24 protein-coding genes are annotated in these 25,893 nt (G+C 71.6%); 7 read left to right on the forward strand and 17 right to left on the reverse strand.

Annotation, left to right across the window (positions count from 1 at the left end; all coding sequences use genetic code 11):
* Window positions 1–29: 29 nt before the first annotated feature.
* Entirely contained in the window at window positions 30–1,286 is a 1,257-nt protein-coding gene (locus ACIBQ6_RS07460; protein WP_397210647.1) for an NAD(P)/FAD-dependent oxidoreductase, read from the forward strand.
* 18 nt (window positions 1,287–1,304) lie between these two features.
* On the opposite strand, the gene lat is transcribed toward ACIBQ6_RS07460, so the two are convergent.
* From lat to ACIBQ6_RS07480, 4 genes are all read right to left on the reverse strand, one after another.
* Window positions 1,305–2,573, reverse strand: coding sequence for an L-lysine 6-transaminase (gene lat, locus ACIBQ6_RS07465; RefSeq protein WP_397210648.1), 1,269 nt, complete (start codon window positions 2,571–2,573; stop codon window positions 1,305–1,307).
* Between the two features lie 66 nt (window positions 2,574–2,639).
* Window positions 2,640–3,182, reverse strand: coding sequence for an HdeD family acid-resistance protein (locus ACIBQ6_RS07470; protein ID WP_358288076.1), 543 nt, complete (start codon window positions 3,180–3,182; stop codon window positions 2,640–2,642).
* Between the two features lie 58 nt (window positions 3,183–3,240).
* Entirely contained in the window at window positions 3,241–3,888 is a 648-nt protein-coding gene (locus ACIBQ6_RS07475) for a hemolysin III family protein (RefSeq protein WP_352325192.1), read from the reverse strand.
* 75 nt (window positions 3,889–3,963) lie between these two features.
* Complete coding sequence (locus ACIBQ6_RS07480; RefSeq protein WP_397210649.1) at window positions 3,964–5,496, reverse strand: penicillin-binding transpeptidase domain-containing protein; 1,533 nt, start codon at window positions 5,494–5,496, stop codon at window positions 3,964–3,966.
* Window positions 5,497–5,813: 317 nt separating this feature from the next.
* Between ACIBQ6_RS07480 and ACIBQ6_RS07485 the strand changes: the two genes are divergently transcribed.
* Window positions 5,814–6,368, forward strand: coding sequence for a spermidine synthase (locus tag ACIBQ6_RS07485; RefSeq protein WP_397210953.1), 555 nt, complete (start codon window positions 5,814–5,816; stop codon window positions 6,366–6,368).
* Between the two features lies 1 nt (window position 6,369).
* Here the strand turns inward: ACIBQ6_RS07485 and ACIBQ6_RS07490 are convergent, their stop codons facing one another.
* Window positions 6,370–7,047, reverse strand: coding sequence for a response regulator transcription factor (locus ACIBQ6_RS07490; RefSeq protein ID WP_358288086.1), 678 nt, complete (start codon window positions 7,045–7,047; stop codon window positions 6,370–6,372).
* Window positions 7,040–8,782, reverse strand: coding sequence for an ATP-binding protein (locus ACIBQ6_RS07495; RefSeq protein WP_397210650.1), 1,743 nt, complete (start codon window positions 8,780–8,782; stop codon window positions 7,040–7,042). The genes ACIBQ6_RS07490 and ACIBQ6_RS07495 overlap by 8 nt, the downstream gene beginning before the upstream one ends.
* Before the next feature lie 133 nt (window positions 8,783–8,915).
* Here ACIBQ6_RS07495 and ACIBQ6_RS07500 point away from each other — a divergent pair, with 133 nt between their 5' ends.
* The gene (locus tag ACIBQ6_RS07500; RefSeq protein ID WP_397210651.1) at window positions 8,916–10,277 is read left to right on the forward strand and encodes a serine hydrolase; all 1,362 of its coding nucleotides are present in this window, start codon (window positions 8,916–8,918) and stop codon (window positions 10,275–10,277) included.
* On the opposite strand, the gene ACIBQ6_RS07505 is transcribed toward ACIBQ6_RS07500, so the two are convergent.
* Genes ACIBQ6_RS07505 through ACIBQ6_RS07545 form a run of 9 tightly spaced genes read right to left on the reverse strand, consistent with a single transcriptional unit; the run spans window position 10,272 to window position 21,680 of the window.
* Complete coding sequence (locus ACIBQ6_RS07505) at window positions 10,272–11,810, reverse strand: amylo-alpha-1,6-glucosidase (RefSeq protein ID WP_397210652.1); 1,539 nt, start codon at window positions 11,808–11,810, stop codon at window positions 10,272–10,274. The two genes, ACIBQ6_RS07500 and ACIBQ6_RS07505, sit on opposite strands and share 6 nt — an antisense overlap.
* A complete protein-coding gene (locus ACIBQ6_RS07510; RefSeq protein WP_358288097.1) occupies window positions 11,811–12,632 on the reverse strand; it encodes a carbohydrate ABC transporter permease in 822 nt (273 codons plus the stop codon).
* A 10-nt stretch (window positions 12,633–12,642) separates the two neighbouring features.
* Window positions 12,643–13,572: a sugar ABC transporter permease gene (locus ACIBQ6_RS07515; protein WP_358288100.1), complete on the reverse strand. Its 930-nt coding sequence runs from the start codon at window positions 13,570–13,572 to the stop codon at window positions 12,643–12,645.
* A 3-nt stretch (window positions 13,573–13,575) separates the two neighbouring features.
* The gene (locus ACIBQ6_RS07520; RefSeq protein WP_387670752.1) at window positions 13,576–14,865 is read right to left on the reverse strand and encodes an ABC transporter substrate-binding protein; all 1,290 of its coding nucleotides are present in this window, start codon (window positions 14,863–14,865) and stop codon (window positions 13,576–13,578) included.
* Between the two features lie 35 nt (window positions 14,866–14,900).
* A complete protein-coding gene (locus ACIBQ6_RS07525; protein ID WP_358288106.1) occupies window positions 14,901–15,656 on the reverse strand; it encodes an SDR family NAD(P)-dependent oxidoreductase in 756 nt (251 codons plus the stop codon).
* The gene (locus ACIBQ6_RS07530; protein ID WP_397210653.1) at window positions 15,653–16,849 is read right to left on the reverse strand and encodes an ATP-NAD kinase family protein; all 1,197 of its coding nucleotides are present in this window, start codon (window positions 16,847–16,849) and stop codon (window positions 15,653–15,655) included. The genes ACIBQ6_RS07525 and ACIBQ6_RS07530 overlap by 4 nt, the downstream gene beginning before the upstream one ends.
* Window positions 16,850–16,852: 3 nt before the next feature.
* Window positions 16,853–18,409: an aminomethyl-transferring glycine dehydrogenase subunit GcvPB gene (gene gcvPB / locus ACIBQ6_RS07535; RefSeq protein WP_397210654.1), complete on the reverse strand. Its 1,557-nt coding sequence runs from the start codon at window positions 18,407–18,409 to the stop codon at window positions 16,853–16,855.
* The gene (gene gcvPA / locus ACIBQ6_RS07540) at window positions 18,406–19,737 is read right to left on the reverse strand and encodes an aminomethyl-transferring glycine dehydrogenase subunit GcvPA (protein WP_358288112.1); all 1,332 of its coding nucleotides are present in this window, start codon (window positions 19,735–19,737) and stop codon (window positions 18,406–18,408) included. The genes gcvPB and gcvPA overlap by 4 nt, the downstream gene beginning before the upstream one ends.
* Window positions 19,734–21,680: a beta-galactosidase gene (locus tag ACIBQ6_RS07545; protein WP_397210655.1), complete on the reverse strand. Its 1,947-nt coding sequence runs from the start codon at window positions 21,678–21,680 to the stop codon at window positions 19,734–19,736. Before ACIBQ6_RS07545 ends, gcvPA begins: the two co-directional genes overlap by 4 nt.
* Window positions 21,681–21,792: 112 nt before the next feature.
* Between ACIBQ6_RS07545 and ACIBQ6_RS07550 the strand changes: the two genes are divergently transcribed.
* From ACIBQ6_RS07550 to ACIBQ6_RS07565, 4 genes are all read left to right on the forward strand, one after another.
* Complete coding sequence (locus tag ACIBQ6_RS07550) at window positions 21,793–22,431, forward strand: GntR family transcriptional regulator (RefSeq protein ID WP_352326109.1); 639 nt, start codon at window positions 21,793–21,795, stop codon at window positions 22,429–22,431.
* A gap of 65 nt (window positions 22,432–22,496) precedes the next feature.
* Window positions 22,497–23,468 (forward strand): pirin family protein, encoded by a 972-nt coding sequence (locus tag ACIBQ6_RS07555; RefSeq protein WP_387655663.1) that lies wholly within the window; start codon window positions 22,497–22,499, stop codon window positions 23,466–23,468.
* A 64-nt stretch (window positions 23,469–23,532) separates the two neighbouring features.
* Window positions 23,533–24,081 carry a MarR family transcriptional regulator gene (locus tag ACIBQ6_RS07560; protein WP_358288121.1) on the forward strand — a complete coding sequence of 183 codons (549 nt, stop codon included), beginning with the start codon at window positions 23,533–23,535 and terminating at the stop codon, window positions 24,079–24,081.
* Window positions 24,078–24,443, forward strand: coding sequence for a hypothetical protein (locus ACIBQ6_RS07565; protein ID WP_397210656.1), 366 nt, complete (start codon window positions 24,078–24,080; stop codon window positions 24,441–24,443). Before ACIBQ6_RS07560 ends, ACIBQ6_RS07565 begins: the two co-directional genes overlap by 4 nt.
* On the opposite strand, the gene ACIBQ6_RS07570 is transcribed toward ACIBQ6_RS07565, so the two are convergent.
* Window positions 24,436–24,786: a nuclear transport factor 2 family protein gene (locus ACIBQ6_RS07570; RefSeq protein WP_397210657.1), complete on the reverse strand. Its 351-nt coding sequence runs from the start codon at window positions 24,784–24,786 to the stop codon at window positions 24,436–24,438. The genes ACIBQ6_RS07565 and ACIBQ6_RS07570 overlap by 8 nt on opposite strands.
* Entirely contained in the window at window positions 24,783–25,853 is a 1,071-nt protein-coding gene (locus tag ACIBQ6_RS07575) for a low temperature requirement protein A (RefSeq protein WP_358288130.1), read from the reverse strand. The genes ACIBQ6_RS07570 and ACIBQ6_RS07575 overlap by 4 nt, the downstream gene beginning before the upstream one ends.
* Window positions 25,854–25,893: the final 40 nt, after the last annotated feature.

Consider the following 25,893-nt stretch of genomic DNA (forward strand, 5'->3'; position numbering starts at 1 on the left):
TAACCGATGCTCTGGGTGCCATATGGACCATGGAACGCAATCCGGGAAGGGACGTGGTCATGGTGCGGAGAGCGCGCGTCGTCGTCGTGGGGGCGGGCTTCGCCGGCCTGGCCGCGACGCGGGAACTGGCCAAGGGCGGCGCCCTGGTCACGCTCGTGGACCGGAACCCCTACTCGACCTTCCAGCCCCTGCTCTACCAGGTGGCCACGGCGGGGATGGGCACGTCCGACGTCTCCTACCCGATCCGTACGTTCGCCGCGAAGTGGCCGAACGTCCGCGCCCACCGGGCCGCGCTGAGCAAGGTGCACCCGGCCGACCGGCGGGTGGAGTTCGCGGACGGCTCCACCCTCGACTACGACTACCTGGTGATCGCCACCGGCGTCACCACCAACTGGGTCCACGTGACCGGCGCCGAGGAGAACGCGCTGCCGATCTACTCGCTGCGCGACGCGGCCGACCTGCGGCGGCATCTCCAGCACTGCCTGGAGGACACCGCGGCGGGCCGGCGCGAGAGCGCCCACGTCGTGGTGGTGGGCGGCGGCGCGACCGGCGTGGAGACCGCGGGCACGCTGGCCGAGCTGCGCCGCCGTACGGTGCCGCTGACGCATCCCGAGATCCGGCCCGACCAGACGAGCGTCACCCTGGTCGAGCGGTTCGACTACGTGCTGGCGCCGTACAAGCCGCGGCTGCGGGACGCGGCGGCCGAGGCGCTGCGCAGGAGAGGCGTCCGGATGCGCCTGGGAGCCACGGTGGCGGGCGTGCAGCCGGACGCCGTCATCCTGGAGGACGGGACGCGCCTGCCGAGCGACGTGACCGTCTGGGCCCTCGGCGTCACCGCGCCCAAGGAGGTGGCCGACTGGGGGCTGCCGCAGGGCAAGGGCGGCCGGATCACGCTCACCGACGCGCTCAGCGTGCCCGGCCATCCGGAGATCTTCGTGGCCGGCGACCTGGCCGGACAGCCGGACCCGCTGCCCCAGCTCGCCCAGCCGGCCATCCAGATGGGCAAGCACGTGGGCAGGCAGATCCTGGCCGCGGCGCACGGGCGGCCGATCAGCCGCTTCTCCTACCGCGACCCCGGGATCATGGCCACGGTCGGCAAGGCCGAGGCGGTGCTCCAGCTGCGCAACGGGCTGACCATGCGCGGCCTGCCCGCCTGGCTGGCCTGGATCTTCGTGCACGTGGCTTACCTGCTGGGCGGGCGCAACCGGGTCAGCGTGCTGCTGAACTTCTTCTGGCGCTACGGCGGGCCGCGCCGCAGCGCCACCAGCATCGCCTCCACCGAGTGAGTGCCGAGCGAGCGGCGCTCAGAGCGCGGCCGACAGCGCGCCGAGGCCGTGTTCGAGGTCGGCCTCGGGGATGTTCAGCGCCGGGCGCAGGCGGACGGACCGGGGCCCGCAGGGCAGCGCCAGCACGCCGTGCTCCTCCCTGAGCCGGGTCACGTAGCCGTCCCTGGCGGCCTGGTCGGGCAGGTCGAAGGCGCACATCAGGCCCCTGCCGCGCACGCCCGAGACCGTGTCGGGGTGCTCGGCCTCCAGCTTGGTGAGCCGTTCGAGCAGGACGCCCCCGAGCGTGCCGGCCCGCGCGATCAGGCCGTCGCGCTCGATGATCTCCAGCAGGCCGCGGCTGCGGACCATGTCCACCAGGCCGCCACCCCACGTGGAGTTGATCCGGCCGCTGAGCTGGAAGACGTTGTCGGCCACCAGGTCGACCCTGCGACCGGCCATGATCCCGCCGACCTGCACCTTCTTGGCGAAGGCCACCACGTCGGGGGCCAGGCCGAGCTGCCGGTAGGCCCAGGGCGTGCCGGTGGTGCCGCCGCCGGTCTGGACCTCGTCCAGGACGAACAGGGCGTCGTGCTCGTGGCACAGGGCCTGCATGGCGCGCAGGAACTCGCCGCGCATGTGGTTGTCGCCGCCCTCGCCCTGGATCGGCTCGGCGATGAAGCAGGCGATGTCGTGCGGGTGACGCTCGAAGGCCGCCCTGGCCTGGGCCAGCGCGCGTTCCTCGGCGGCCTCGACGTCGCCGAGGTGGATGGCCGGCACGTCGATGCGCGGCCAGTCGAACTTGGGGAAGCGGTCGGTCTTGCCCGGCTCGGTGTTGGTCAGGCTCAGCGTGTAGCCGCTGCGGCCGTGGAAGGCGCGGGTCAGGTGCATGACCTTGGTGCCGAGGTCGCGGGGGCGGCCGGCGGCCTCGTTGCGCCGGCTCTTCCAGTCGAAGGCGGTCTTGAGCGCGTTCTCCACGGCCAGGGCGCCGCCCTCGACGAAGAACAGGTGGGGCAGCTCGGGGTCGCCGAGCACGCGGACGAACGTGTCGACGAAGTCGGCCAGGTGCTCGGTGTAGATGTCGGGGTTGGCGGGCTTGTTCCGGGCGACCTGGCCGAGCAGGGCGGCGAAGTCGGGGTCGAAGGGCGGGTTCACACCGAGCGGGGCGGACGCGAAGAAGGTGTAGAAGTCCAGGTAGCGGCGGCCGTTGCGGGCGTCCACCAACCAGGAGCCACGGCTGAGTTCGAGATCGAGGACGAGACGGTAGCCATCGACGAGCAGGTGACGGGCAAGGCGGGTGTGTACGTCCATGCCTTCTCCAATGTCGTGAGACAGGCCGGAGGTTCCATACAGGGAACCCGGTCGTATCCGTAAAATTTACGGTATTCCTGCCCCGCGAGTGAACTTCTTCAAACGAAGTGACAGCACAATCATCGCGATTCCATACAGGATCGCGAAAATGCCGATCAGCCAGACGAGGCTCAGCATTCCGGCGCCGGGCCAGATGATGAGCAGCACACCGAAGATCACCGACAGGATGCCGGCGATGATGAACATCCACTCGTTCTCGATGGACTTGCGCAGCCGCACGCCCGCCACGATCTCGGAGATACCGGAGACGATGGCCCAGAAGGCGATGAGGTAGAGCAGCGCGAGCGAGGTGATCCCGGGCCAGGCGAAGGCCATGATGCCGGCCACGATGCCGACGATGCCGGAGAAGATGAGCCAGGCCCGCGACCGGGCGCCGTGCCGGAAGGCGGCGAAGAGCTCGAAGACGCCGGAGACGATGGCGTACGCACCGAAGAAGATCACCAGCACCAGCAGAGTGATCCCCGGCCAGATCAACGCCAGCACACCGAAGATGATCGCGGCGATGCCACGGACGAGCAGCAGCCACCACGAACGCGAAAGTTCCTGCATACTGGTCTGCTTTCCGCGATTCGTGCGAAAAGAGACCAGTGCCGGGTCAAATGTCGACCTACATGTGGGAATAGACCACGATCGACACCGCGATGTACTGCACCAGGTACGCGGCGATCGTGCAGGCGTGGAAGACCTCGTGGAAGCCGAACCAGCGCGGCGACGGATCGGGACGGCGCAGCCCGTAGACGATCGCGCCCGCCGAGTAGAACACCCCGCCCACGGCCACCAGCACGACGGCGGCCACCCCGGCCCCTTCGAGCAGCTGCGGCATCACGAAGATCGCCGTCCAGCCCAGCGCCAGGTACAGGACGGTGTAGAGCCAGCGCGGCGCGTTCATCCAGCACACCCGGAACAGCACCCCGGCCAGCGCGCCGCCCCACACCACCGAGAGCACGGCGACCCTGGCCGCGCCGTCGAGGGCGAGCAGCCCGAACGGCGTGTACGTGCCCGCGATGATCAGGTAGATGTTGGCGTGGTCGAACCTGCGCAGCACCTCGGCCAGGCGCGGCCCCAGCGTGCCCCGGTGGTAGGTCGCCGAGATGCCGAACAGCAGCCCCGAGGTGATCGCGTAGACGCCGGCCGCCAGCCGGGCCTGCAGGGTCGGGCCGAGCGCCACGAGCACGAACCCGGCCACCAGCGTCACCGGCAGCGCCCCGGTGTGCAACCAGCCACGCAGCCTCGGCTTCACGGTGATGGTCGTCATGTAACCTACGGTACCGTAGGTTACGGATTGAGCTGAAGTGCCAAAGGTCACAAGCCTGTCCAGCGGGTCGAGCCGTCACAGGCCGTTCAGGAAGCGCACGGCGATCGGCACCGCGGCCGAGCGCCCCGATCCGCCGTTCCTGACGAACACGCAGAAGGCCAGGTCGCCCCGGTAGCCGATGAACCAGCCGTGCGACGTCTGGTCCTGCACCTCGGCGGTGCCCGTCTTGCCCGCCACGCCCTCCGGCAGGCCCGCCTGGCTCGCCGTCCCGTGGTCCACGACGGCGGCCATCATCTCCCGCAACCCCCCGACCACCCCCTCGTCCAGCTTGACGTCGGGGAACGGCTCGCCGTCCACGCGGCGCACGTCGTCCTCCGACAGCAGGCGGGGCGAGCGCCACGTTCCGCTCTGCACGGCGGCGGCCACGGTGGCCATGCACAGCGGGGTGGCCACCACCGTGCCCTGGCCGATGACGTCCAGGGAGAACATGTCCGTGTCGTCGCTCTGTCGCATCGTGCCGCACCGGCCGCCCACGCCGGTCGCCATCGGCCGGTCGAACCCCCAGCGGGCGGCGGTCCTGCGCAGGTCCTCCATGGACAGCCGGCTGGTGGCCTGCTCGACGAACGTGGTGTTGCAGGAGTAGGCGTAGGCGTCGGCGAAGGTCACGGTCCCCCGGTCCACGTCGCCGTCGTTGCTGATCGCCGCCGCGAAGTCCGGCGCGTACGAGGCCGGGCAGCCCATCTCGTCGCCCGTGGCGACCCCCTTCTCCAGCAGCGCGGCGGCGACGATCGTCTTGAACGTGGAGCCGGGCGGGAAGGCGTCGCGCACCGCGCTGAAGTTGTCCTCCAGCCGGTCGGCCAGGGCCAGGATCTCGCCCGTGCTCGGCCTGAGCACCACGATCGAGGAGTTCGCCACGCCGTCCAGGGCCCGCGCGGCGGCGGCCTGGACCGGCTGCGACAGGGTGGTGCGCTCGACGTTCGCCTTCGGCAGGCGGGTCAGCAGCGTCTTGTCGGGCCGTCCCGGCATCCGCGAAACCAGCTCCAGCCCGTGGTTGGCCTTGGCGAACTCGGGCTTGAGCGGATTGAGGTAGGCGTCGGCGTAGCTGTCGTTGGGGATCTTGGCGCCCTCGCTGGTCACCAGCTCGGCCGCCGGGGCCTCGACCTCCTCCACCTCCAGCGTGCCGCCGTCCTTGAGCAGCGGGTGCAGCGTCTCGGGCGTCCACAGCACCCGCCAGGCCCGGTCGCGCACGCCCAGCCGCAGCGTGCTGTCGAACGGCCACGACCCGAGGTCCGTCAGCTCCCGCACGCCCGTGAAGCGCACCTCGGCCGACTCCTCCCCCGTGCCGCGCACCGGCCCCGGCGTGAGCCGGATCGACTCGACGTGCAGGTTCTGCGACAACTCGCGGTGCCGGTCGAAGAAGTCGGCCGGCGGCCGGTCGACCAGCAGGGCCATGCCCGCGACGTCCCCCTTCCGCCAGGCGTCGAAGTAGGCGGCGGCGGTCTTGGCGGCGCTGCCCTTGACCTGCCCGGCGGCCAGAACGGCGAAGGAGCCCGCCCCCAATACCGCGACAACCGCGATGACGAGCACAATCAGCCTCTTGCGTCGCATACGGTTCTCCCAGGGAGGGATCAGCGTGGCACGTGGACAGCGGGAACCGATGCCTGGCCTTTATCCGGTGACGTTCGGCGAGGTCGAGCTTCTCCGGGACCTGGACAGGCAGGACGGCTGGGTGCTGTCCAAGGATGGCGTACCTCAGTCGTACGTTGACCTACAAGACCCGACATTTCTGGATTTCGAGTACGTCCGGCTCATGGCCGACGTCATCGACCTCCTGCCGGAGGGGCCGCTGAGCTGCGTCCACGTCGGGGGGCGGCGCGTGCACGATCCCGCGTTACGTCTCGGCCACCCGCCCCGGCTCCCGGCACATCGTGATCGAGCCCGACGGCCTGCTGGTCAACCTGGTCCGCGAGCAGCTCGACCTGCGCTCGGTCCCCCGGCTGAAGGTCATCGTGGCCGGCGGCCGCGAGGGCACGGCCAAGGTGTGGGACGACTCGGCCGACCTGGTCGTGCTCGACGCGTTCACCGGCGCCACGATGCCGGTGGAGCTGGCCACCGCGGAGTACATGGGCGACCTGGCCCGCGTGCTGCGCCCCGACGGCACGCTGCTGATCAACATGGCCGACGGCAAGGGCCTGGCGTTCGCCAAGCGGCTGCTGGCCACGGTGTGCGACGCGTTCCGGCACGTGGCGCTGCTGGCCGAGCCGGGGATCATGCGGGGCCGCCGGTTCGGCAACCTGATCGTCGCGGCCTCGCGCACCGAGCTGCCGCTCGACCTGCTGTCCCGGCGCGCGGCCGGCGGCCTCACCCAGGCGCGCTGCGTGCACGGGGAGACGCTGAAGAACTTCATCGGCGGCGCCTACCCCATCAAGGACGGCGACGCCGTGCTCGCCCCGGTCCCGCCCCCGGCCGTCTTCGGCTGAGTCAGCGCTCGGCCGGGCCGAGGTAGGCCAGGACGGCGGCCACCCGCCGGTGCACGTCGCCGCTGTTCTCCAGCCCCAGCTTGGTGAAGATGGCGTTCACGTTCTTCTCCACCGACGAGATCGACAGGTGCAGGGCACGGGCGATGCCGGCGTTGGAGCGGCCGTGGGCCATCTCGCGCAGCACGTCCCGCTCCCTCGGGGTCAGCGACTCCCCCTGCCCGCGGACCTCGCGCCTGGCCAGCAGGCCCTCGACCACCTTGGGGTCGATGACCGAGCCGCCCCCGGCGACCGCCCGGATCGCGCCGAGCAGCTCGTCGAGGTCGCCCACGCGGTCCTTCAGCAGGTAGGCGAACCCGGCCGTCCCGTGCTTGAACAGCTCGAAGGCGAACAGGGCGTCGGAGAACTGCGACAGCACCACCACTCCGGTGCCGGGGTGGCCGGCCCTGATGCGGTGGGCCGCGTCGATGCCCTCGAAGCCCGGCCGCCACTCGCCGCCGGGCATGCGGATGTCGGTGACGACGACCTGCGGCTCCAGCCGGCGCACGGCGTCCAGCAGCTCGTCGGCGTCGCCGACCGCGCCGACGACGGTCACCTCGCCGGACAGTTCGAGCAGCTGCCGGGTGCCCTCGCGCACCAGGTAGTGGTCGTCGGCGACGACCGTGCGGACGGGCTCAGGCATCGGCCGGCACCCACGCGTGCATGCGTGTCCCCTTTCCGGGCTCGCTGTGGACTTCCATGCCGCCGCCCAGCGCGTCCAGGCGGTCGGCGAGCGTGGCCAGGCCGCGGCGGGCGGCGGTGGCCGGGGCGAAGCCCCTGCCGTCGTCGGCGACGGTGGCCCGTACCCGGCCCGGCGCCAGGGTCAGGCGTACCTCGATCCTGGCGGCGGCGGCGTGCTTGAGCGCGTTGGCGACGGCCTCGCTGACGGTGAAGTACATCGCGCCCTCGACCTCGTCGGCGAATCGGCGGGCCCGCAGCCCGGGGTCGGCGGTGACGGTCGTGGGCACCGGCAGCCCGGAGCAGCGTTCCTCCACGGCCTCCACCAGGCCGCCCTGGCTGAGGGCCGACGGGTGGATGCCGGCGGCCAGCTCGCGCAGGTCGGTGAGCGTCTGGCGGGCCTGCTCGCGCAGGCGGGCCAGCGCGTCGGGGCCGGCGCCGGTGACCCGGGCCAGCTCCAGCCCGGCGATGAGCGCGACGAGCTGCTGCTGCACGCCGTCGTGGATGTTGCGCTCGATCCGCCGCCGCTCGGCCTCCTGGGCGTTGACCAGGCGGGCGACCAGTCCGGCGCTCTGGATGGCCAGCCCGGCGGGCACGGCCAGGGCCTCCAGGAGGCGCCGGTCCTCCCGGTCGTACCGGCCGGCGCGGCGCGGGCCGAGCTCGATGCGTCCGAGGCCGCCGCGCACCGGCACGGCCAGCGCCGTCCCGCCCTCCTCCTCGCCCGCGGCCACCCGGGTGCCGTCGGCCAGCGTCACGGCCGCCCACCTGGCCTCCAGCCCGTCGCGGACGGCGGCGGCGAGCCTGCCGAGCTGCTCGACCGGCTCGGGCGTGGCCGCCAGCGCGGTGCCGAGGCCGGACAGCACCTCGTCCACGGTGGGCCGCAGGTCGAAGATCAGGTGCAGGCGGGAGCCCCGCAGGCCGAACCGGATGTCGAGCAGCCGGTGCCGCACGATCCCCACCAGGACGGCGACCGGCAGCGCCGCCATCACCGTGAGCAGGCCGATCACCACGGCGCCCCACAACCGGGCGTCCAGCAGGAACAGCAGCAGCACGCCCGCGAAGAGCTGGACGGCGGTGCCGGCGACCATCCAGGCGTACTGTCCGCGCTCGGCCCGCTCGCTGCGCCGCCAGCGGACCACGAGGCCGGCGAGGACGACGACGGCCGTCAGGAAGGTGAGGAGCTGGCCCAGGGCGCTGGCCAGGGCCGCCCAGATCGCCCCGGTCGTCAGCACGGCCGGCAGCTCGCCGGGCCGGGCCGGGTCGACGCCGAACAGCCCGTTTCCCACCGTGTGCATGGCGATCGCGACCCCGCCGATCCAGGCCACGGGCCGCCAGCGCCGGGACGGCAGGCGACCGTCGGGGAAGAGCAGCGGGACGAAGATCCAGGTCAGGCCGTAGAACGTGGCATAGAGCGCGGACAGCCAGACGACGACCGGCCCGCTGTAGTGGAACCTGACGGCCAGGCCGGTGCCCAGCGCGGCGAGTCCGAAGCAGGCGGCCGCGGCCAGGAACAGCCAGCCGTACCGCAGATCGGGACGGCGGACGGTGAGCAGCCAGCCCAGCGCGGGCAGCACCAGGCCGAGGACGCCGAAGGCCCATTCCTGCGGCGGCGCGGGCAGCCCGGACCCCAGCAGCGCACCCGCCAGGGCCCCCACGGCGCCGATGGTCGCCAGCGACCCGGCGAGCAGCCTGGAACTCATGAACCACCATCGTCAGGGGGAACCGAATGGGCGTCTATGAGGTTATCCGCACATTCGGTACGGACAGCCTCACCTGCGAGGACGGCGGCCCATATGGTGGGCGCGGGCCCGGCCGCGGCTGTTGGCTGGGCACATGTCTCACTACAGGTTCCCCGCACTGGCCACCGCCGTCATGGCCGCGGCGGTCACGGCGGTCACGGCCTGCGCGACGCAGCCCGTGCCAGCCCTGGCCACCATCACCGGGTCCGCCACCGCCACGCCGACGACGAGCGCCGCGGTCGAGATCCCCGACACCCCCGTCGGCGGGCAGCTCCGCTGGCTGCTGGAGGCCGTCACCCGGCTGCCCGTCGGCGACGCCGAGCTGGCCGGGCACTTCGCGCCGAGCTTCCTCGACCACATCCCGCCGGCGCAGCTCAACCAGGCGCTGGCCGGGTTCGAGGACATGCGGCTGGACCGGCTGGACCAGGCCCAGGAGCGGACGTTGTCGGCGACCGTCACGGCGGGCGGCAAGGCGTTCACCCTCGCGCTCGGGGTGGACGGCACCGGGAAGGTCGACTACATCCAGTTCACCGGCGTCGCGCCGGCCAGTTGGCCGGAGCTGGACCAGCGGCTGCGCCAGGCCGCGCCGCGGGCCGGCTTCCTGGCCGCCGAGCTGACCGGCGACGGCCGCTGCCGCCCGGTCCACGCGGTGGCCGGCGAGAAGAGCTTCCCGCTCGGCTCGATGTTCAAGCTGTACGTGCTGGGCGCGGTGGCCGAGCGCATCAGGAGCGGCGCGTTCGGCTGGGACACCGAGCTGACGATCAGGCCCGAGCTGAAGAGCCTGCCGAGCGGCGAGCTCCAGGACCGCCCGGACAACAGCAAGGTGACGGTGCTGGAGGCGGCCCGGCTGATGATCTCCATCAGCGACAACACCGCCACCGACCTGCTGATCCACCAGGCCGGTCGCAAGGCGGTCGAGCGGGTCGTGCGCTCGTGGGGCGGCGACCGGCGCAACGTGCCGTTCCTGACGACCCGGGAGCTGTTCGTGCTCAAGGGCGCCGACTACCCCCGGCACGCCGAGCGGTACCTGTCGCTCGGCACGTCGGCGCGCCGCGGCTACCTGGCCGGGGTCGTGGACAAGGTGCCGCTGTCGAAGGTGCGGCCGTGGGCCGAGCCGCGCGACCTGGACCGGCTGGAGTGGTTCGCCACGCCCGCCCAGGTCTGCCGCGCCTACGCCGGGCTGGCCCGGCTGAAGGACGCCCGCGTCGGCGAGGTGTTGTCGATCACCGACGCGGGGCTGCGGCTGGACAAGAACCAGTGGCCCGTCGTGTGGCACAAGGGCGGCTCGGAGCCGGGCCTGCTGGCCATGAGCTTCCTCGCCCGTACGGCCGCCGGCCGGACCTACGTGGTGTCCACGACGGCCGTGAACCCGGACGCCCCCTTCCAGCAGGGCCCGGTGGCCCAGGAGCTGCTGGTGCTGACGCGGGGGGCGTTCGGGCTCGTCAAGTCCTCATAGGGCGGCGTGGGCGAGGTCGACGAACAGGGCCGAGGACCAGCCGAAGCCGGTCGTGGCGCGGCCCGCCCGCCGTCCTGTGAGGGGGTTCCAGTACTCGTACAGGCCGCCGCCGTCGCGCACCATGGCCAGGGTGCGGGCGGCGAGCTCGGCGGCGACGTCCGGGTGGCCGGAGCGGCGCAGGCCGTCGATCAGCAGGTAGTTGACGTTCAGCCAGACCGGGCCGCGCCACATGGCGTCGGGGTCGAAGCGCGGGTCGTCGAAGGCCACCGTGGGGACCGGCCGCTCGCCCCAGAAGGCGGGCGAGGTGAGGTCCTGGACCAGCCGGTCGGCGATCTCGGCCGGGAGGCGGCCGGTGAGCAGCGGCATGAGGTCGAGCGGCGTCCGCACGTCGGCGTCGGCCGCGCCGGCGACCTTGGTGACGAAGCGGCGGCCGTTCCAGCGGCGTTCGACCATGCGGTCCACGAGCGCCTGGGCCCTGGCCCGCCACTCGCCGGCGTCCTTGCCGAGCGCGGCGGCGATGTCGCCCAGGCGGTCGTACTGGAGGGCCAGGTAGGAGTTGAGGTCCGGGGGCTCGGCGCGCGGGCCGCCGTCCCAGATGGGGCTGTCGTCCAGGCCCGAGGAGTACGGGTGCAGGTACTCGGCCAGGCCGTCGCCGTCCGGGTCGGAGTGGGCGAACCACCACTGCTGCGACCTGACCAGCGGCTCGTGGACCTCGGCCAGGAAGCCCGGGTCGGGGTCCACCTCGTGGATCTTCCACACCGCCCAGGCGGTCAGCGGCGGCTTGGTGACGGGCACGACGTGCGCGATCGGCTCGCCGCCGACGTGCTGGGCCAGCCGGGCCAGGTCGGAGCGGGGCAGGTCGGTGGTCTCGGCGAGCACGCCGTGGTCGTGCACCACGTCGGGGATCAGGCCGTCGGGACGCTGGTTGTCGAGCAGGATGCGGATCTGCTCCCTGGCCAGGGCGGGGTCGGCGTGCCGCAGAGCGATGGCGTGGAAGTAGGAGTCCCAGTTCCACAGGCCGACGTAGCCGTACTTGGAGGGGATGAGGGATTCCCTGCCCTGGATGCGCACCAGGTTGACGGCCAGCGTCCACCATGCCTGCTCGGCGCGTTCGCGCAGCTCCCCGGGGACGGCGGGCATCCGGGCGAACCACGCGGCCCAGCGTTCGGCGGCCTCGGCCAGCACCTTCGCGCCGTCGGTGACGGTCCGCTCGCCGGCCAGGGTGACGCAGCCGTCCACGGCGGCCTCGCCGCCGTCCCAGACGGCCCTGGCGCCCTCGCCGACCGCGACGAGGGTGTCGGGGTCGGCGAAGGCCAGGGTCACGTCACCGTCGAACTCCACCCGGTGGGGCAGGGCCCGGCGCACGCGCAGCTCCCGGGAACCGGCGTAGAACCGCAGTCCGGCGCGGACGGTCGTGTCGTCGAGCCGGGTCTCGTAGAGCGCCTCGGCGACGCGCAGCGAGCCGTCGTCGGCCGCCATGACGAGCAGCCGCGAGCCGCGCTCGGTGAAGGGACGTTCGCGCAGGTCCAGCACTTACTTTCCTCCCAGGCCGGAGGCGGCCATCGAGTTGATGATCTTCCGCTGCCCGATCAGGAACGCGATCAGCGTCGGCACCACGGCGATCGCCGAGGCCGCCAGGATCTGCCCGTAGTCGGTCGCGCCGTGCTGCTGGGCGAACTGGCTGAGCAGCAGCGGGACGGTGGCCAGCTCCGGCGTGTTCAGGAAGATCAGCGGGAACAGGAACGAGTTCCAGGACGCCAGGAACACGATGATGCCGAGCGCGCCGAGCCCCGGCCGGATGTTGGGCAGGACGATGCTCCAGAAGCACCGCCACCGGCCCGCGCCGTCGATCCTGGCCGCCTCCTCCAGCTCGATCGGCACCGCCCTGATGAACTGACGCAGCAGGAACACCGCGAACGGGTTCGCGATCGTCGGGATGATCAGCGACAGGTGCGAGTCGATCCAGCCGAACTTGGCCAGCATCAGGTAGAGCGGCACGATCGTCACCTGCGCCGGCACCATCTGCGTGGCCAGGAACAGCACGAACAGCACGCCCGAGCCCCTGAACCTGATCCGGGCGAAGGCGTAGGCGGCCATGGCCGAGGTGAGCAGGGTGAGCACCACGTTGAGCGCGGCGATGTAGAAGCTGTTCCAGTACGCCAGCCCGAACGGCATGGTCGACAGCGCGTCGGGATAGTTCTGCCAGGTCCAGGGGTTGGGCAGCCAGGCGGTCGGATCGTTGATCATCTGCCGCACGCCCTTGGCGGAGGTGAACAACATCCACACGAACGGGAACAGCATCAGCAGCCCGCCGACCGTGAGCGCGGCGTGCAGACCGATCTGCCGTGATCTCATGCGTACCGCCTCACGAGTCGTAGTGGACGAAGCGCTTCTGCGCGGCGAACTGGACCAGCGTCACGAGCAGCGTCAGCACCAGCAGGATCAGGGCGGCCGCGCTGCTCGGCCCGAACTCGAACTTCTTGAAGCCGAGATCGAAGATGTGGTACACGATCGTGCGCGCGCCCTCGTTGTCCTTCGGGTCCACCAGCACGTAGATCTGGTCGAACGCCTGGAACGAGCTGATCACCGCGACCACGCTGGAGAAGAAGATCGTGGGCGACAGCAGCGGCAGCGTGACCGACCGGAAGATCCGGAAGGAGCTCGCGCCGTCGATCCGGGCGGCCTCGACGACCTGCGGCGGGATGGTCTGCAGCCCGGCCATGAAGATCACCACGTTGAGGCCGAGCGAGGACCAGATCGTCACCACGGCGATCGCCACGATGACCCAGCCGGGGTCGAGCAGCCAGTCGGGGCCGCTGACGCCGAACCAGCTCCTGAGCGAGGTGTTCAGCACGCCGTTCTCGTCGCCGGCCAGGATGACCTGCCACATCAGGGCGACGGCCACCGAACTGGTGACGACCGGCATGAAGTACACGACCCGGTAGACGTTGCTGCCCTTGATGCTGTTCAGGGCGACCGCGATCAGCACCGCCAGGGCGAGCCCGAACGGCACGGTCAGCAGCGCCAGCTTGACCGTGTTCCACACCGCGCGGCCGAACAGCGGGTCGGTGAGCTGGGCGGCGAAGTTGGACAGCCCGGCCCACGACTTCTCGCCGAGCCCGTCCCAGTTCATGAAGGCCAGCACCACGGCGAACCCGAGCGGGATCACCAGGAACACCACCAGCGCGCCGACCTGCGGCGCGAGGAAGATCGCGGCCCACCAGCCGTCGCGGTCGCGCAGCTTCTTGGCGGGCCGCGCGGCGGTCTTGCCGCGCGGCCCGGCGAGCACGGCCATCCGCTAGCCCAGCTTGCCGTCGACGAGGGTCTGCAGCTCGGTCATGCCCTGCTCGAAGCCGAGCTTGCCCTGCCAGACCTTCATCAGGTGCTCGTTGATCGAGGCGGTCAGGCCGGGCACCGCGACCTCTTCGGGGTAGTTCGCGAAGCCGGTGTCCCGCACGTCGAGGAACGTCTGGGCGTGCGCGGGGTAGTTGCCGTCCAGCACGACCTGCTCGGCGCCCTTGATCGAGGGCACCGCGCCGCCGTTCTTGAGCCGCAGGAGCTGGCCCTCCTTGCTGACGAACTCCGTCAGGAAGGTGAAGGCCTCCTTGGGCTGCTTGGTGCCCTTGTTGAGCGCCAGGTAGGAGGCCGCCACGGCGCCGGGCATCGGCTCGCCGGTCTCGGACGGGAACGGGACGATGTCGTAGTTGTCCAGCTCGCCGCCCTTCTTGACGATGTCGATCATCCAGCGGCCACCGGCGAAGAAGCCCGCCTTGTGCTTGATGAACTGGGTGTTCGCGCCGTTGCTGGCCGGCAGCACGTCCGCGCTCAGGAACGTCTTGTCCTGGTAGCCCTTGGCCAGCGTCTCCAGCGCCTTGCGGGACTTGGGGTCGGTGGTGGCGACGAACTTGCCGCCGTCCCAGACCTTGCCGCCGAAGCCGGAGACGACCGAGTACGTGGAGCCGTACCAGTTCCAGTAGATGGACCCGCCCAGGCCCGCGGCCTTGAGCTTGGCGTTCATGTCCAGGTACTTGGCCATGGTCCACTGCTTGGACGCGTTGAGGGTGGCCGGGTCCTCGGTGATGCCGGCGGCCTTCAGGGCCTTCTTGTCGTACCAGAGGACCTCGGGGTTGGTGTCGTTCGGGACGCCGTAGATCTGGCCGTCCTTCTTGGCGCCGCCGTACACGCCCTCGAAGAAGTCCTCGGGCTTGCTCTTGGAGTCCGGGCCCGCGAGCTGGTCGTTGAGCGGCGAGACGACACCGGCGGAGACGAACTTGCCGATGTTGTCGTCGCCCACGAAGAACACGTCGGGAGCCGTGCCGCTGGTGAGCTGGGCGAGCAGTTTGGGGTGGTAGTCCTCGTACTTGGCGACGGACTCCAGCTTGAGCTTGATGTTGGGGTGACGCTGCTCGAAGTCCTTGGTGAAGGACTCGTAGAGCTTGACGTCCTCCGCCGATCCCCACGTGGACCAGCGGATGGTGACCTGCCCTGCGGCGGCGTTCCCGCTCACGCCTGGAACGTTCCCTCCACCGCCGCTGCAGGCGGTGGCGGCGGTGGCGAGCAGACCCAGTACGGCCAGCGCACGCTTCATGATGGGCTCCTTCGGGGGGGTGGTGCTGTTGGGGGCTACGCGAGCCCGCCGCCGTCGACGACGAGAGCGGAACCGGTGATGTAACTGGCGGCGTCGCTCGCCAGGAAGAGGACGGCCTGGGCGATCTCCTCGGGGCTGCCCGAGCGGCCCATCGGCCGGTCGGCGGCGTCGGCCTCGAAGGCGGCCCAGTCCTCGTTGAGCTGACGGGCCTCGTCCCGCAGCATCGGGGTGTTCGTGTCGCCGGGGTTGACGGAGTTCACCCGGATCCCGGCCTTGGCGTGGTCGATCGCCAGCGCCCTGGTCATGTTGACGACGGCCGCCTTGGAGGCGCAGTAGGAGATCGCGTTCCCGCCGCCCTTGAGGCCCCAGCCGGAGCCCGTGTTGACGATCGAGCCGCCCTCGGTCATGAGCGGGATGGCGTGCTTGCACATCAGGAACACCGAGCGCACGTTGACCGCCATCACGCGGTCCCACTCGTCGGCGTCGAGGTCGAGCGCGGTGGTGCGGCGGATGATGCCCGCGTTGTTGAACAGGACGTGCAGGCCGCCGTAGGTGTCCACGGCCGTGCGGGTGACGCGCCGGCAGTCCTCCTCCGCGGACACGTCCCCCTGGACGGCCACCGCGGCCGCCCCCGTCCGCGTGATCTCCTTGGCCGTCGCCTCGGCCCCGGCGCCGTCGATGTCGGCGACGACGACCTGGGCGCCCGCCTCGGCGAAGAGCAACGCCGTCGCCCGGCCGATGCCGGAGGCACCGCCGGTGACGATCGCGACCTTGCCATCGAGCCTGTTCATCCGTAGAACTCCTCACTTGCCGCATAAATGCGATAAATCGTGCTTTCGCGGTACCCGGTGATCACCCGTACGTGCCCGGCCAGCTTCCGGTCCAGTTCCTGGTCCCCGCTGTCGGCCAGCAGCGGCCGTCCGCCGAGCCCGGCCAGCTTCTGCTGGGTGGCCAGCACGACCAGCCGGTCGCCGGACCCGTCACCGAGCACCTCGTCGAGCACCCGCGGCGAGACCTGCTGGTTGCCGCGGCCGAGCACGAAGCCCTGTCCGCCGATCACCGACAGCACGATGACCGTCTCCCGGCCGCGTACCAGCTCGAACAGCTCCCCCTCGGTCACGTCGGCGGCCACCAGATCGGCGCCACCGCCCGCGCGGGCCTCGACCACGTCCACGCCGAGCAGCGTGGTGGCGAGCCCGAGCTCCCTGCCCACGGCCGCCGTGGTGGCGCCGGGACCGAGCACGTAGCGCGCCCCCGGCCGCAGCCGGGCCGCGACCTCCCGGGCGATGCCCTCGACCGTGGCCGGAGCCGCGTCCGAGGAGCCCGCCTTGCGTCCCGACAGGGCCGCGCGGCCTGCCGGGACGCGCAGGCTACCGTAGAGCCGGGGGCTGACGAGCCCGCGGCGGTAGCGCTCCTCGTCCAGGTCCACCACCTCGGCCTCGACGCTGTCCGGCCGGGCCAGGAAGTCGGCGGCCACGAACCCGGCCGTGGCCGGGCTGAGCGCGAAGCACCCCGAGTACACCTTGACCCCGGCCGGGATCCCGAGCACGGGCGGCGCCTGGCCGCCCAGCTCCCGCACGGCGTCGAGCACGTCGCGCGCCGTGCCGTCGCCGCCGGCGAACAGCAGCAGGTCCACGCCGGCGAGCGCGGCGACGGCCGCCCGGGTGTCCGCGGCCGTGGTCGCGGCCGTGCTCATGCCATCGTCCTGGACGCCGGAGGGCGCCAGCTCGTACGGGACCGCGGCGGCGCGGGCGCTGTCCTCGCCCATCGCCCCCGCCACGGTCACCAGCCGGGCCCCGGGACGGCGGGCGAGCAGCGTGGCGACGGCCTGCGCGGCCCGCCGCCCTGCCTTGGGCTCGGCGCCCTTGGCCAGGGCCGCGCGCTGCACGTCGGCGCCGTCGCTGCCCTTGAGCCCCACGGACCCGCCCAGCCCGGCGACCGGGTTGACGACCAGCCCGATCACGCCGTTCCCTCCGGACGTCATGGCTCAGCCGCCCGCGGCCAGGTGCTTGCGCACGTACGCCCGCCAGGTCGGCGCCCACTGCTTGGGGTCGTCGAGCGGCGTCGGGTCGATCTTGTGGATCGTCTGGTTGTACGGCGCGCCCTTGACGAACTCCGGATCCCGCCGCGCCTCCGAGGCGACGTGCTCCAGGATCGCCGCGTACTCGTCCAGGTCCTCCCGCGAGTACGACTCCGTCGGCTCCAGCGTGAACGGCTCCGGCACCAGGTACGGGTGGTGGCTGGTCCAGTAGTGGACGCCGAAGTCGGCGGCGCGCACCCCGATCTCCTCCGAGTGCACCCCCGTCTCCTCCGACAGCTCCTGCCAGGAGTAGCGGACCTGCTCGATCCGGCGCTGGTTCCACGGCGCCGAGGCCCCGGGGATCTGCAGCACCTTGTGCATCAGGTAGTTGTTGTTCAGCGCCGATGTCTCGGCCACCTCGCGCAGCCCCTTCGCGCCCAGGGTCATGATCCAGGCGTAGGCGCGCACGATGTTCGGGGTGACGCCGAGGAACGGCCGGATCTTGCCGACGCTCTGCGCGGGCGTCTCCAGCCCGTAGGACTCGCCGTCGAAGGAGACGACCGGGCCGGGCAGGAACGGCTCCAGCTCCGGCGAGACGCCGCAGGCGCCGGCCGCCGGGCCGCCGCAGGCGTGCGGCGTGGAGAACGTCTTGTGCAGGTTGAAGTGGCACAGGTCGAACCCGGCGTCGCGGGCCCGGGTGATGCCGAGGATGCCGTTGGCGTTGGCCTGGTCGTAGCAGGCCAGGCCGCCGACCTCGTGCACCAGGTCCACGAACTCCTTGATCCGGGAGTTGTAGATGCCGGTGTCCTCGGGGTTGGTGATCATCAGAGCGGCCGTGCGCGGGCCGACGGCGGCGCGCAGGGCCTCGATGTCGGGCAGGCCGTTGGCGTCCGGCATGAGGGTGATGACCTCGTACCCGGCGACCTTGGCGCAGGCCGCGTTCGAGGGGTGCGAGAACATCGTGGTGATGACCTGGTCCCGGTGGCCCTCGCCGCGGGCGGCGTGGTAGGCCCTGATCATGGCGATGTTGGCGTAGATGGCCGCCGAGCCCGAGCCGGGCTGGAGCGACACCCGCGACATGCCGGAGATCTCGGCCAGCATGCGCTCCAGCCGCCAGTAGACCTCCAGCACGCCCTGCACGGTGTCCTCGTGCTGCAGCGGGTGCAGCTCGGCGATCGCGTTGGCGAACTGGTCGTTGACCTTCGGGCTGTACTTCATCGTGCAGGTGCCCTGGCCGATGTCGATGTTGAGGTCGACGCCCAGGTTCTCCTGCGACAGCCGCAGGTAGTGCCGCACCACGTGCGGCTGCGCCATCTCGGGCAGCCTCGGCGGGGTGGCCCGGCCGACGCCCTCGGGCAGCTCGACCTTCGGCGCGCCCGGCTCGGGCACGGCTATGCCGCGGCGGCCGGGGCTGGACAGCTCGAAGATGATCGGCTCGTCCCAGCGTGCCTGGTGGAAGCGGCGCAGCGGCGGCTTGGGCGCCACCGGCAGCTCCGCGAAGGACTCGGCTCCGTGCCCGCTCATGCCTGCACAACCTCCTGTACGGCTGCCGCGAGCCGGTCGATGTCGTCGATGGTGTGGCGTTCGGTCACGCAGACCAGCACCGTGCGCTCGTCCAGCGGGACGCCGCCGTAGATGCCGCGCTCGCGCAGCCCGGCGAGCAGCGACGCGGAGTCGGCCACCTCGATCGCGAACTCGCGGAAGTGCACCGAGCCCGCGTGCCGGACGGTGACCGACCGGCCCAGGGCGTCCATCGCGTACCGGGTGCGGGCCAGGACGGTCTCGCCGAGCTCCTTCATGCCCTGCGGGCCCATGAGCGCGAGGTAGACCCCGGCCGTGATGCCCCACAGCGCCGCGGCCGTGCCCACCCATTCCTTGCCCTCTTCGCGCAGGGCGAAGGAGGTGCGGTCGTAGAAGACGTCGCCGAAGCCGTACTCGCCGGGGACCTTCGTCGGCGCGATGCCGAACAGGCGCGAGGGGAACTCTGCGACCAGCGGCTCGTGGTCCTGGGTGGCGATGTAGCCGGCGTGGCCGCCGCCGTAGTTCTGGTGGATGCCGAGCGACTGGATGTCGCCGCAGACGATGTCGGCGCCGTAGGAGGCCGGCGGGGCCAGCACGCCCAGGGAGATGGGGTCGGCGCTGACGACCAGCAGCGCGCCGGCGGCGTGCGCGTGGTCGGCCAGCTCCCGGCCACGGGTCTCGACGACGCCGTAGACGTTCGGGGTCTCCAGGTACAGGGCGGCGTAGGAGTCGTCCAGCGCGACCTCGCCGATCTGCCCGTCCTCGGCCACCGGGGCGAGCTCGATGGTGATGTCGGGGGCCAGGAAGTCACGCAGCTTGCTCAGCTTGTCGGCGCCGATCGCCCCGGTGACCAGCACCTTCGACCGCTTGGTGTAGCGGCAGGCCATGCGCAGCGCGGTGCCCGAGGCCTGGAAGCCGTCGTAGGTGGGGACGTTGACGACGTCCATCTCCAGCAGCTCGCCCATCATGCTGACGTACTCGAACAGGGCCTGGAAGCGGCCGTGGTCCTCGTACGGCTCGCCCGCGTACGCGGTCAGGAACTCGCTCCTGGAGTTGACCTCGTCGCAGACGGCGGGCACGTGGTGCGGGTAGCAGCCGTGGCCGAGGAAGCTGAGCGCCTCCTCGGTGTCGGTGTTCCGGGCGAACAGCCCCTTCATGTGGCGCACCAGGTCGCGCTCGGCGGTGAACGGCGCCGGCAGGTCGAGCGGCCGGTCGAGCCGCAGCTCCGCGGGGATGTCGGCGTAGAACTCGTCGACGCTCGACGCGCCGACCGCCGCGAGCATCTCGGCTCGTACGCCCGGCTCGGCGTTGGGTATGTACGGGTGCGTCACTTGTCTCCTTCGATCCTGAGCACGACGGCGTCGCGCGGGGCCAGCTCGATGCCGCCCCGCAGTTCGGCCCCGGTGAGCAGGTCCGTCCCCGGGTGCGGGAGCGTGACCGGCTGCGGGGCGGTGGTGTGGTTGAGGAGGAACAGGTGGCCGCCCCTCCTGACGGCCTCCACGCCCTGCGGCACGTCGATGCGGTCGATGCCGTCCAGCAGCGGCTCCAGCACCGGCGTCACGTCGTCGAGCAGGCAGCCGACGTAGGTGGCCGTGCCCTTGCGGGTGACGGCGGGCAGGCCGTCCAGGTCGCCGCCCTCGAACAGGGCGACGGGCTCGGCGCCCTCCAGCCTGATCCACTCGGCCCAGGTGCGGGCCTCGCCGAGGCCGGTGCGCTGGACGTCCCCGTCGGCGAGCGGCCAGAACTCCTCCACGGCGATGCCGAGCAGGTCGCCCAGCGGGCCGGGCGCGCCGCCCTCGTGCACCTGGTCGCTCTTGTCCACGACGCCGCTGAACGGGCCCACGACGAGCCTGCCCTGGTACGCCTCCAGCGCCTTGGCCTGCTCGGCGGTGCACATGTACAGGTTCGGGGCGATGACCAGCTCGTACGGCGACAGGTCCCGGCCGGGCGGCACCAGGTCGACCGCGATGCCCCTGGCGTGCAGCGGGGCGTACCAGGCGAGCAGCAGCTCCTTGAGCCTGAGCCGGTTGGACGGCATGGACTCGGGGGCCTCCAGGGCCCACCAGCTCGGCCAGTCGAGCACGAGCGCGACCTGGGCGCGGGTGTCACTGCCCGCGACCTCCGACAACCGCCGCAGGTCGGCGCCGAGCGCCAGGCTGTCCCGCCAGCCGCGGGTACGCGTCCCGCCGTGCGGCAGCATCGCCGAGTGGAACTTCTCGGGGCCGTACTTGGCCTGCCGCCACTGGAAGAACATCACGCCGTCGGAGCCGTGGGCGAGCGCCTGGAGGCTGTGCAGGCGCATCATGCCGGGCGGCTTGGGGACGTTCACCTCGCGCCAGGACACCGCGGACGGCGCGGACTCCAGCAGCAGCCAGGGCCCCTGCCGCAGCGAGCGCATGAGGTCGTAGCTGAGCGCCACCTGCACGTGCGAGGTCGGGTCGGCCGGGTCGGGGTAGGCGTCGTCGCTCACCAGGTCCTCGGCCGCGGCCCACTTCCAGTAGTCGAGGCCGTGCAGGATGCTCATGAAGTTCGTGGTGACCGGGACGTCCGGCGTGATCGCGCACAGCACCGCCTTCTCGGCCAGGAACAGCTCCAGGAGGGCGTCGCTGCAGAAGCGCCGCCAGTCGAGCACCTGGGCGGGGTTGACCGGGCCCGGGGCCGTCCTGGGCGGCTCGACCTGGCCGAAGGACGTGTAGTGCTGGCCCCAGCAGGAGGTGCCCCAGGCGGCGTTGAGGCCGCCCACGGTCGCGTACCGCTCTTCCAGCCAGCGGCGGAAGTGGGCGGCGGACTCGGGGCAGAAGCACTCCAGCGTGTGGTCGGCGTACTCGTTGCCGATGTGCCACATGGCCAGCGCCGGGTGGTCGCCGTAGCGCTCGGCCATCGCGGTGGCCATCCGCACGGCGTGCTCGCGGTAGACCGGCGAGCTCGGGCAGTAGCCCTGCCGGGAGCCGAACTCCAGCCGGACGCCGTCGGCGTTGACCGGCAGCATCTCGGGGTGCTCGCGCACCAGCCAGGGCGGCGGCGTGGCGGTGGCGGTGGCCAGGTCGGCGGCGATGCCGTGCTCGTGCAGCAGGTCGATGACCCGGTCGAGCCACCCGAAGTCGTAGACCCCGCGCTCGGGCTCCAGGCGCGACCAGGAGAACACCGCGACGGTCGCCATGTTGACCCCGGCCTCGGCCATGAGCCGCGCGTCCTCGGCCCACACCTCCTCCGGCCACTGCTCGGGGTTGTAGTCTCCGCCGAACAGCAGCCCCGGTATCCGGGTCAGCCCCACTCGAACTCCTCGATCATGCAATGTAATATTTTGTATGCCGAATTCATAGTGCAGTATTTTGCATCACGTCAAGGGTTAAGATTCGGTTGTCCTGAACGAGAGGGAGTCCCCCATGCCGATCGAGCGGCGACCGTTGCGTGAGCAGATCAGGGAAGAGCTGCTGAGCCGGCTCGACCGGGGCGACTTCGCCGCCGGCACCGACATCAACGAGGCCTCCCTCGCCGCCGACCTGGGCGTCAGCCGCACTCCCCTGCGCGAGGCGCTGATCACGCTGGCGGGCGAGGGCGTGCTGGAGAGCAACCAGGGGCGCGGTTTCCGGTTCGCCCCGGTGAGCCGGCGCGAGTTCCGCGAGCTGTGCGAGATCGTGGCCGCCCTGGAGTCGCTGGCCCTCGACTGCTCCGACCCGGCCCACCTGCGCTCGATCGCCCCCGACCTGCTCAAGCTGGCCCAGGACTTCCCCGACAACGTGGCCGAGCAGCAGGTCATCGAGCGCCACGACGACGAGTGGCACGACCTGCTGCTGAGCGGCTGCCGCAACGAACGCCTGCTCGACCTCATCACCAGCGTCAAGGCCGGCATGCGCCGCTACGCGCACCTGATCGCCGGTGACGACGCGCCCCTGGAGCGCGAGGCCGCCGAGCACCGCCGCATCGCCGAGTTCCTGCTGGCCGATGAGCCGGCCAAGGCCGTCCAGGCGCTGCGCGACAATTGGATCAACGGCATGGAACGGATGATGTCCCGCATCCCGTGACGCGACGGAATAGTTGAAATCTCAACTTGGTTGCATGGGGCAGATCCCGCTGGAAGGAGCGCGACATGCCCGCCGTAACCGTTGAGAACCCGCTCACCCTCCCCCGCGTGCCCGCGCCCGTGGCGGGGGTCCCCGAGCGGAAGGTGCTCGCCGTCGAGACCGCGCCCAGCGGGTTCGAGGGCGAGGGCTTCCCCGTGCGCCGCGCCCTGGCGGCGATCAAGCTCGAATACCTCGACCCGTTCGTGATGATGGACCAGATGGGCGAGATCGACTACGCCGCCGGCGAGCCCAAGGGCACGCCCTGGCATCCGCACCGCGGCTTCGAGACCGTCACGTACATGATCGACGGCGTCATGGAGCACCTCGACTCCAACGGCGGCGGCGGCACGATCAGCAACGGCGACACCCAGTGGATGACGGCCGCCTCCGGCATCCTGCACAAGGAGGCGCCGCCGGAGTGGCTCGTGCAGAAGGGCGGGCTGTTCCACGGCATCCAGCTCTGGGTCAACCTGCCGGGCGCCAAGAAGATGATCGCGCCGAAGTACCAGGACATCGGGCGGTCCAGCGTCGCGCTGCTGAGCAGCCACGACGGCGGCGCGCTGGTCCGGCTGATCGCCGGCGAGCTGGCCGGGAACAGCGGTCCGGGCAGCACGCAGACGCCGATCACGCTGCTGCACGCCACCATCACCCCGGGCGCGCGACTGACCCTGCCCTGGCGCAAGGACTACAACGCCCTGGTGTACGCCCTCTCCGGCCGCGGCACGGTCGGCGCCGAGCGGCGTCCGCTGCACGGCGGCCAGCTCGCGGTCTTCGACGGCTTCGGCAACCGGCCGGGCCTGACCACCCTGGGCGAGACCATCACGATCGAGGCCAAGGACACCCTCGACGTGATCGTGCTGGGCGGCGAGCCGATCGGTGAGCCGGTGGCCCACCACGGCCCGTTCGTCATGAACACCCGCGCCGAGCTGGTCCAGGCGTTCGAGGACTTCCAGGCGGGCCGCCTCGGCACGATCCCGGCCGAGCACGCCCACTCCTGACCGTCCTGCCGTGAAGGCCCGTGCGTTCCGCACGGGCCTTCGCTTTTTCTGGTAGACATTCATTGTGAAGGACGTACATAAATTTGACCAGGAGCCGGACGGCTCCCTCTTCGACCCGCGGGCCAGGGCGGCCATGAGCGAGTTCGCCGGCGGCGGCGACACCGCGGCCTTCGAGGCGGCCGCCGCCGTGCGGACGGCGTACCAGGCGGTCGAGCGCATGCGCGCGCACGGCAGCGAGGGGCGCGGGCTCAGCTCGGGCGCGATGGACGTCCTGCTGCGCCTCGGCGCGGCGGGCGCCGGCGCCGGCATCAGCATCGGCGACCTGGCCCAGGCCGCCGGGGTCAGCTCGCGCAACGTGACCGGCTTGGTGGACACCCTGGAGCGCGACGGCCTGGCGCGGCGGGTCCAGGACAGCCGCGACCGGCGCTCGGTGCTGGCCGTGATCACCGACGAGGGCCGGGCGTGGATCGAGGCGTTCCGCACGCCGTCGCAGATGGCGATGCGGGCGATGTTCCAGGGCTTCTCGGCCGCGGACCTGACCACGCTGCGGCACCTGTGCCTGCGGCTGGCCGACAACGAGCAGCGGCTCGCGGCACACCTGGAGGGGCGATGACGAGCGCCCGCGAGGTCGTCAGGGCCTACCACGAGGCCAGGCTCCGCGGCGACGTGCCGGCCGCGGCGGCGTTGATCGGCGAGGGCTTCTCCTTCAGGAGCCCGTTCGTCTCCTCCGCCGACCCCGCCGGTCACCTGGCCGGCATCGAGGCCCTGGTGAGCGTGGTGACCGGGATCGACCTGATCAGCGAGCTGTACGGCGAGTCGGAGGCGACCCTCGTCTACGACCTGCACACCGCCACGCCGGCCGGCACGCAGCGCACGGCCGAGCACTTCCGGCTGGGCCCGGACGGGCGGATCCGGACCATCATGCTGATCTTCGACGCCGCGCCCTGGCAGCCGATGGCGGCGGCGATCAGGTGAGCGGCAGGGCGGCGGCGGTCTGGCGCCAGATCCTGCCGTCCCTGACGACCAGCGTCCCGAACGTCGTGACCCGGTTCCCGCCCACGGTCATGACCGCGTTGTAGAAGATCACGTCGTCCTCGACGCGCAGTGACGTGATCTCCTCCACCCGCGGCCCGGCCGCCAGGTAGCCGGTGAACAGCTCGCGGATCTCCGCGGCGCCCCTGGCCGCCCGGTCGAACCGGACGACCACCGCCTCGTCGTGGTACTGGGCGAGCAGCGCCGCCAGGTCGCCGTCGGCGATGGCCGCGAGCTGGCGGTCGAACACTTCCTGGGTCACTTCCTGGGTCACTTCCTGGGTCACGGTGTGCCTTCCGGGGAGGGGCGCAGCAGGTCGTAGCCCACCTGCGCGGCGCCGTACAACAGCAGGAGCGGGAGCGCCGCCGCGACGGGCAGCGCCGAGGAGGCGAGGGCGAGCACGGCGGCGGCCAGCCGGACGGCACCCGCCCGGCGGTCGGCCGAGCACAGGTGCTGAAGGCCGAGCACGGCGAAGACCACGGCGGCCGGCACCCCGACGGCCCAGCTCGCCCCCGACGGGTGCATGATCGCGTGCTCGATCCCGATGCCGAACGCCACCAGGCCCATCGACAGCGGCAGGTGCGAGTACACCCACACCTGCCCGGCCAGCTTGGTGCGCAGCACGACGGACTCGTCGACGTGGTCGAAGTACAACCACCAGAAGGCCATCGCGATGGCCACCCCGGCCAGCGCGACCAGCAGCACGGACGGGGTGACCTCGTGCCCCTTGAGCCCGGTGACCACGGCGGCGACCACCTCGCCGAGCACGATCACGACGAACAGCCCGAACCGCTCCGGCAGGTGCTCGCTCTGCGGCGGGAGCCGGCTCTGGTGGCCGCGGCTGAGCAGCGGGGTGGCCAGGTCGATCACCAGCGCCACGGCCCACAAGGCGTACCGCTGCGGCGGATCGACGGCGAGGGAGGCCACCCAGATGACCGCGGCGACGCTGAACCCGGCCGCGTACCGCACGGTGAGCGGCCTGGCCTCGGGGACGTGCCGGCCGGCTCTGAGGTAGGCGACGACCAGCAGGATCCGGGCCGCGGCGTAGGAGATCGCGAACAGGGCCGAACGTTGCTCGATGTCACTGACGCTGGCCGCCATCGTGGCCACCGCGAGGATCTGCGGCAGCGCGAGCAGGCGGTGGCTGACGTCGTCGGTGTCGAACCGGTTGGCGTAGAAGACGTAACCCGCCCAGGACCACCAGACCGGCACGAACAGGCCGACGAAGGTGAGGACGCGACCGGCGTCGGCCCCGCCGGCGAGCACGTCGGCCAGCTCGGCGACCGCGACGACGAAGACGAGGTCGTAGAGTAGCTCCAGCCAGGTGGCCCGGCGGTGCACCTGCTCGAACAACCGTAAACGGGGCGGCTGCCACTGGCGGCTAGTCAACGCG

The organism is Nonomuraea sp. NPDC049655, assembly GCF_044465465.1.
In the GTDB taxonomy this organism is placed as follows: domain Bacteria; phylum Actinomycetota; class Actinomycetes; order Streptosporangiales; family Streptosporangiaceae; genus Nonomuraea.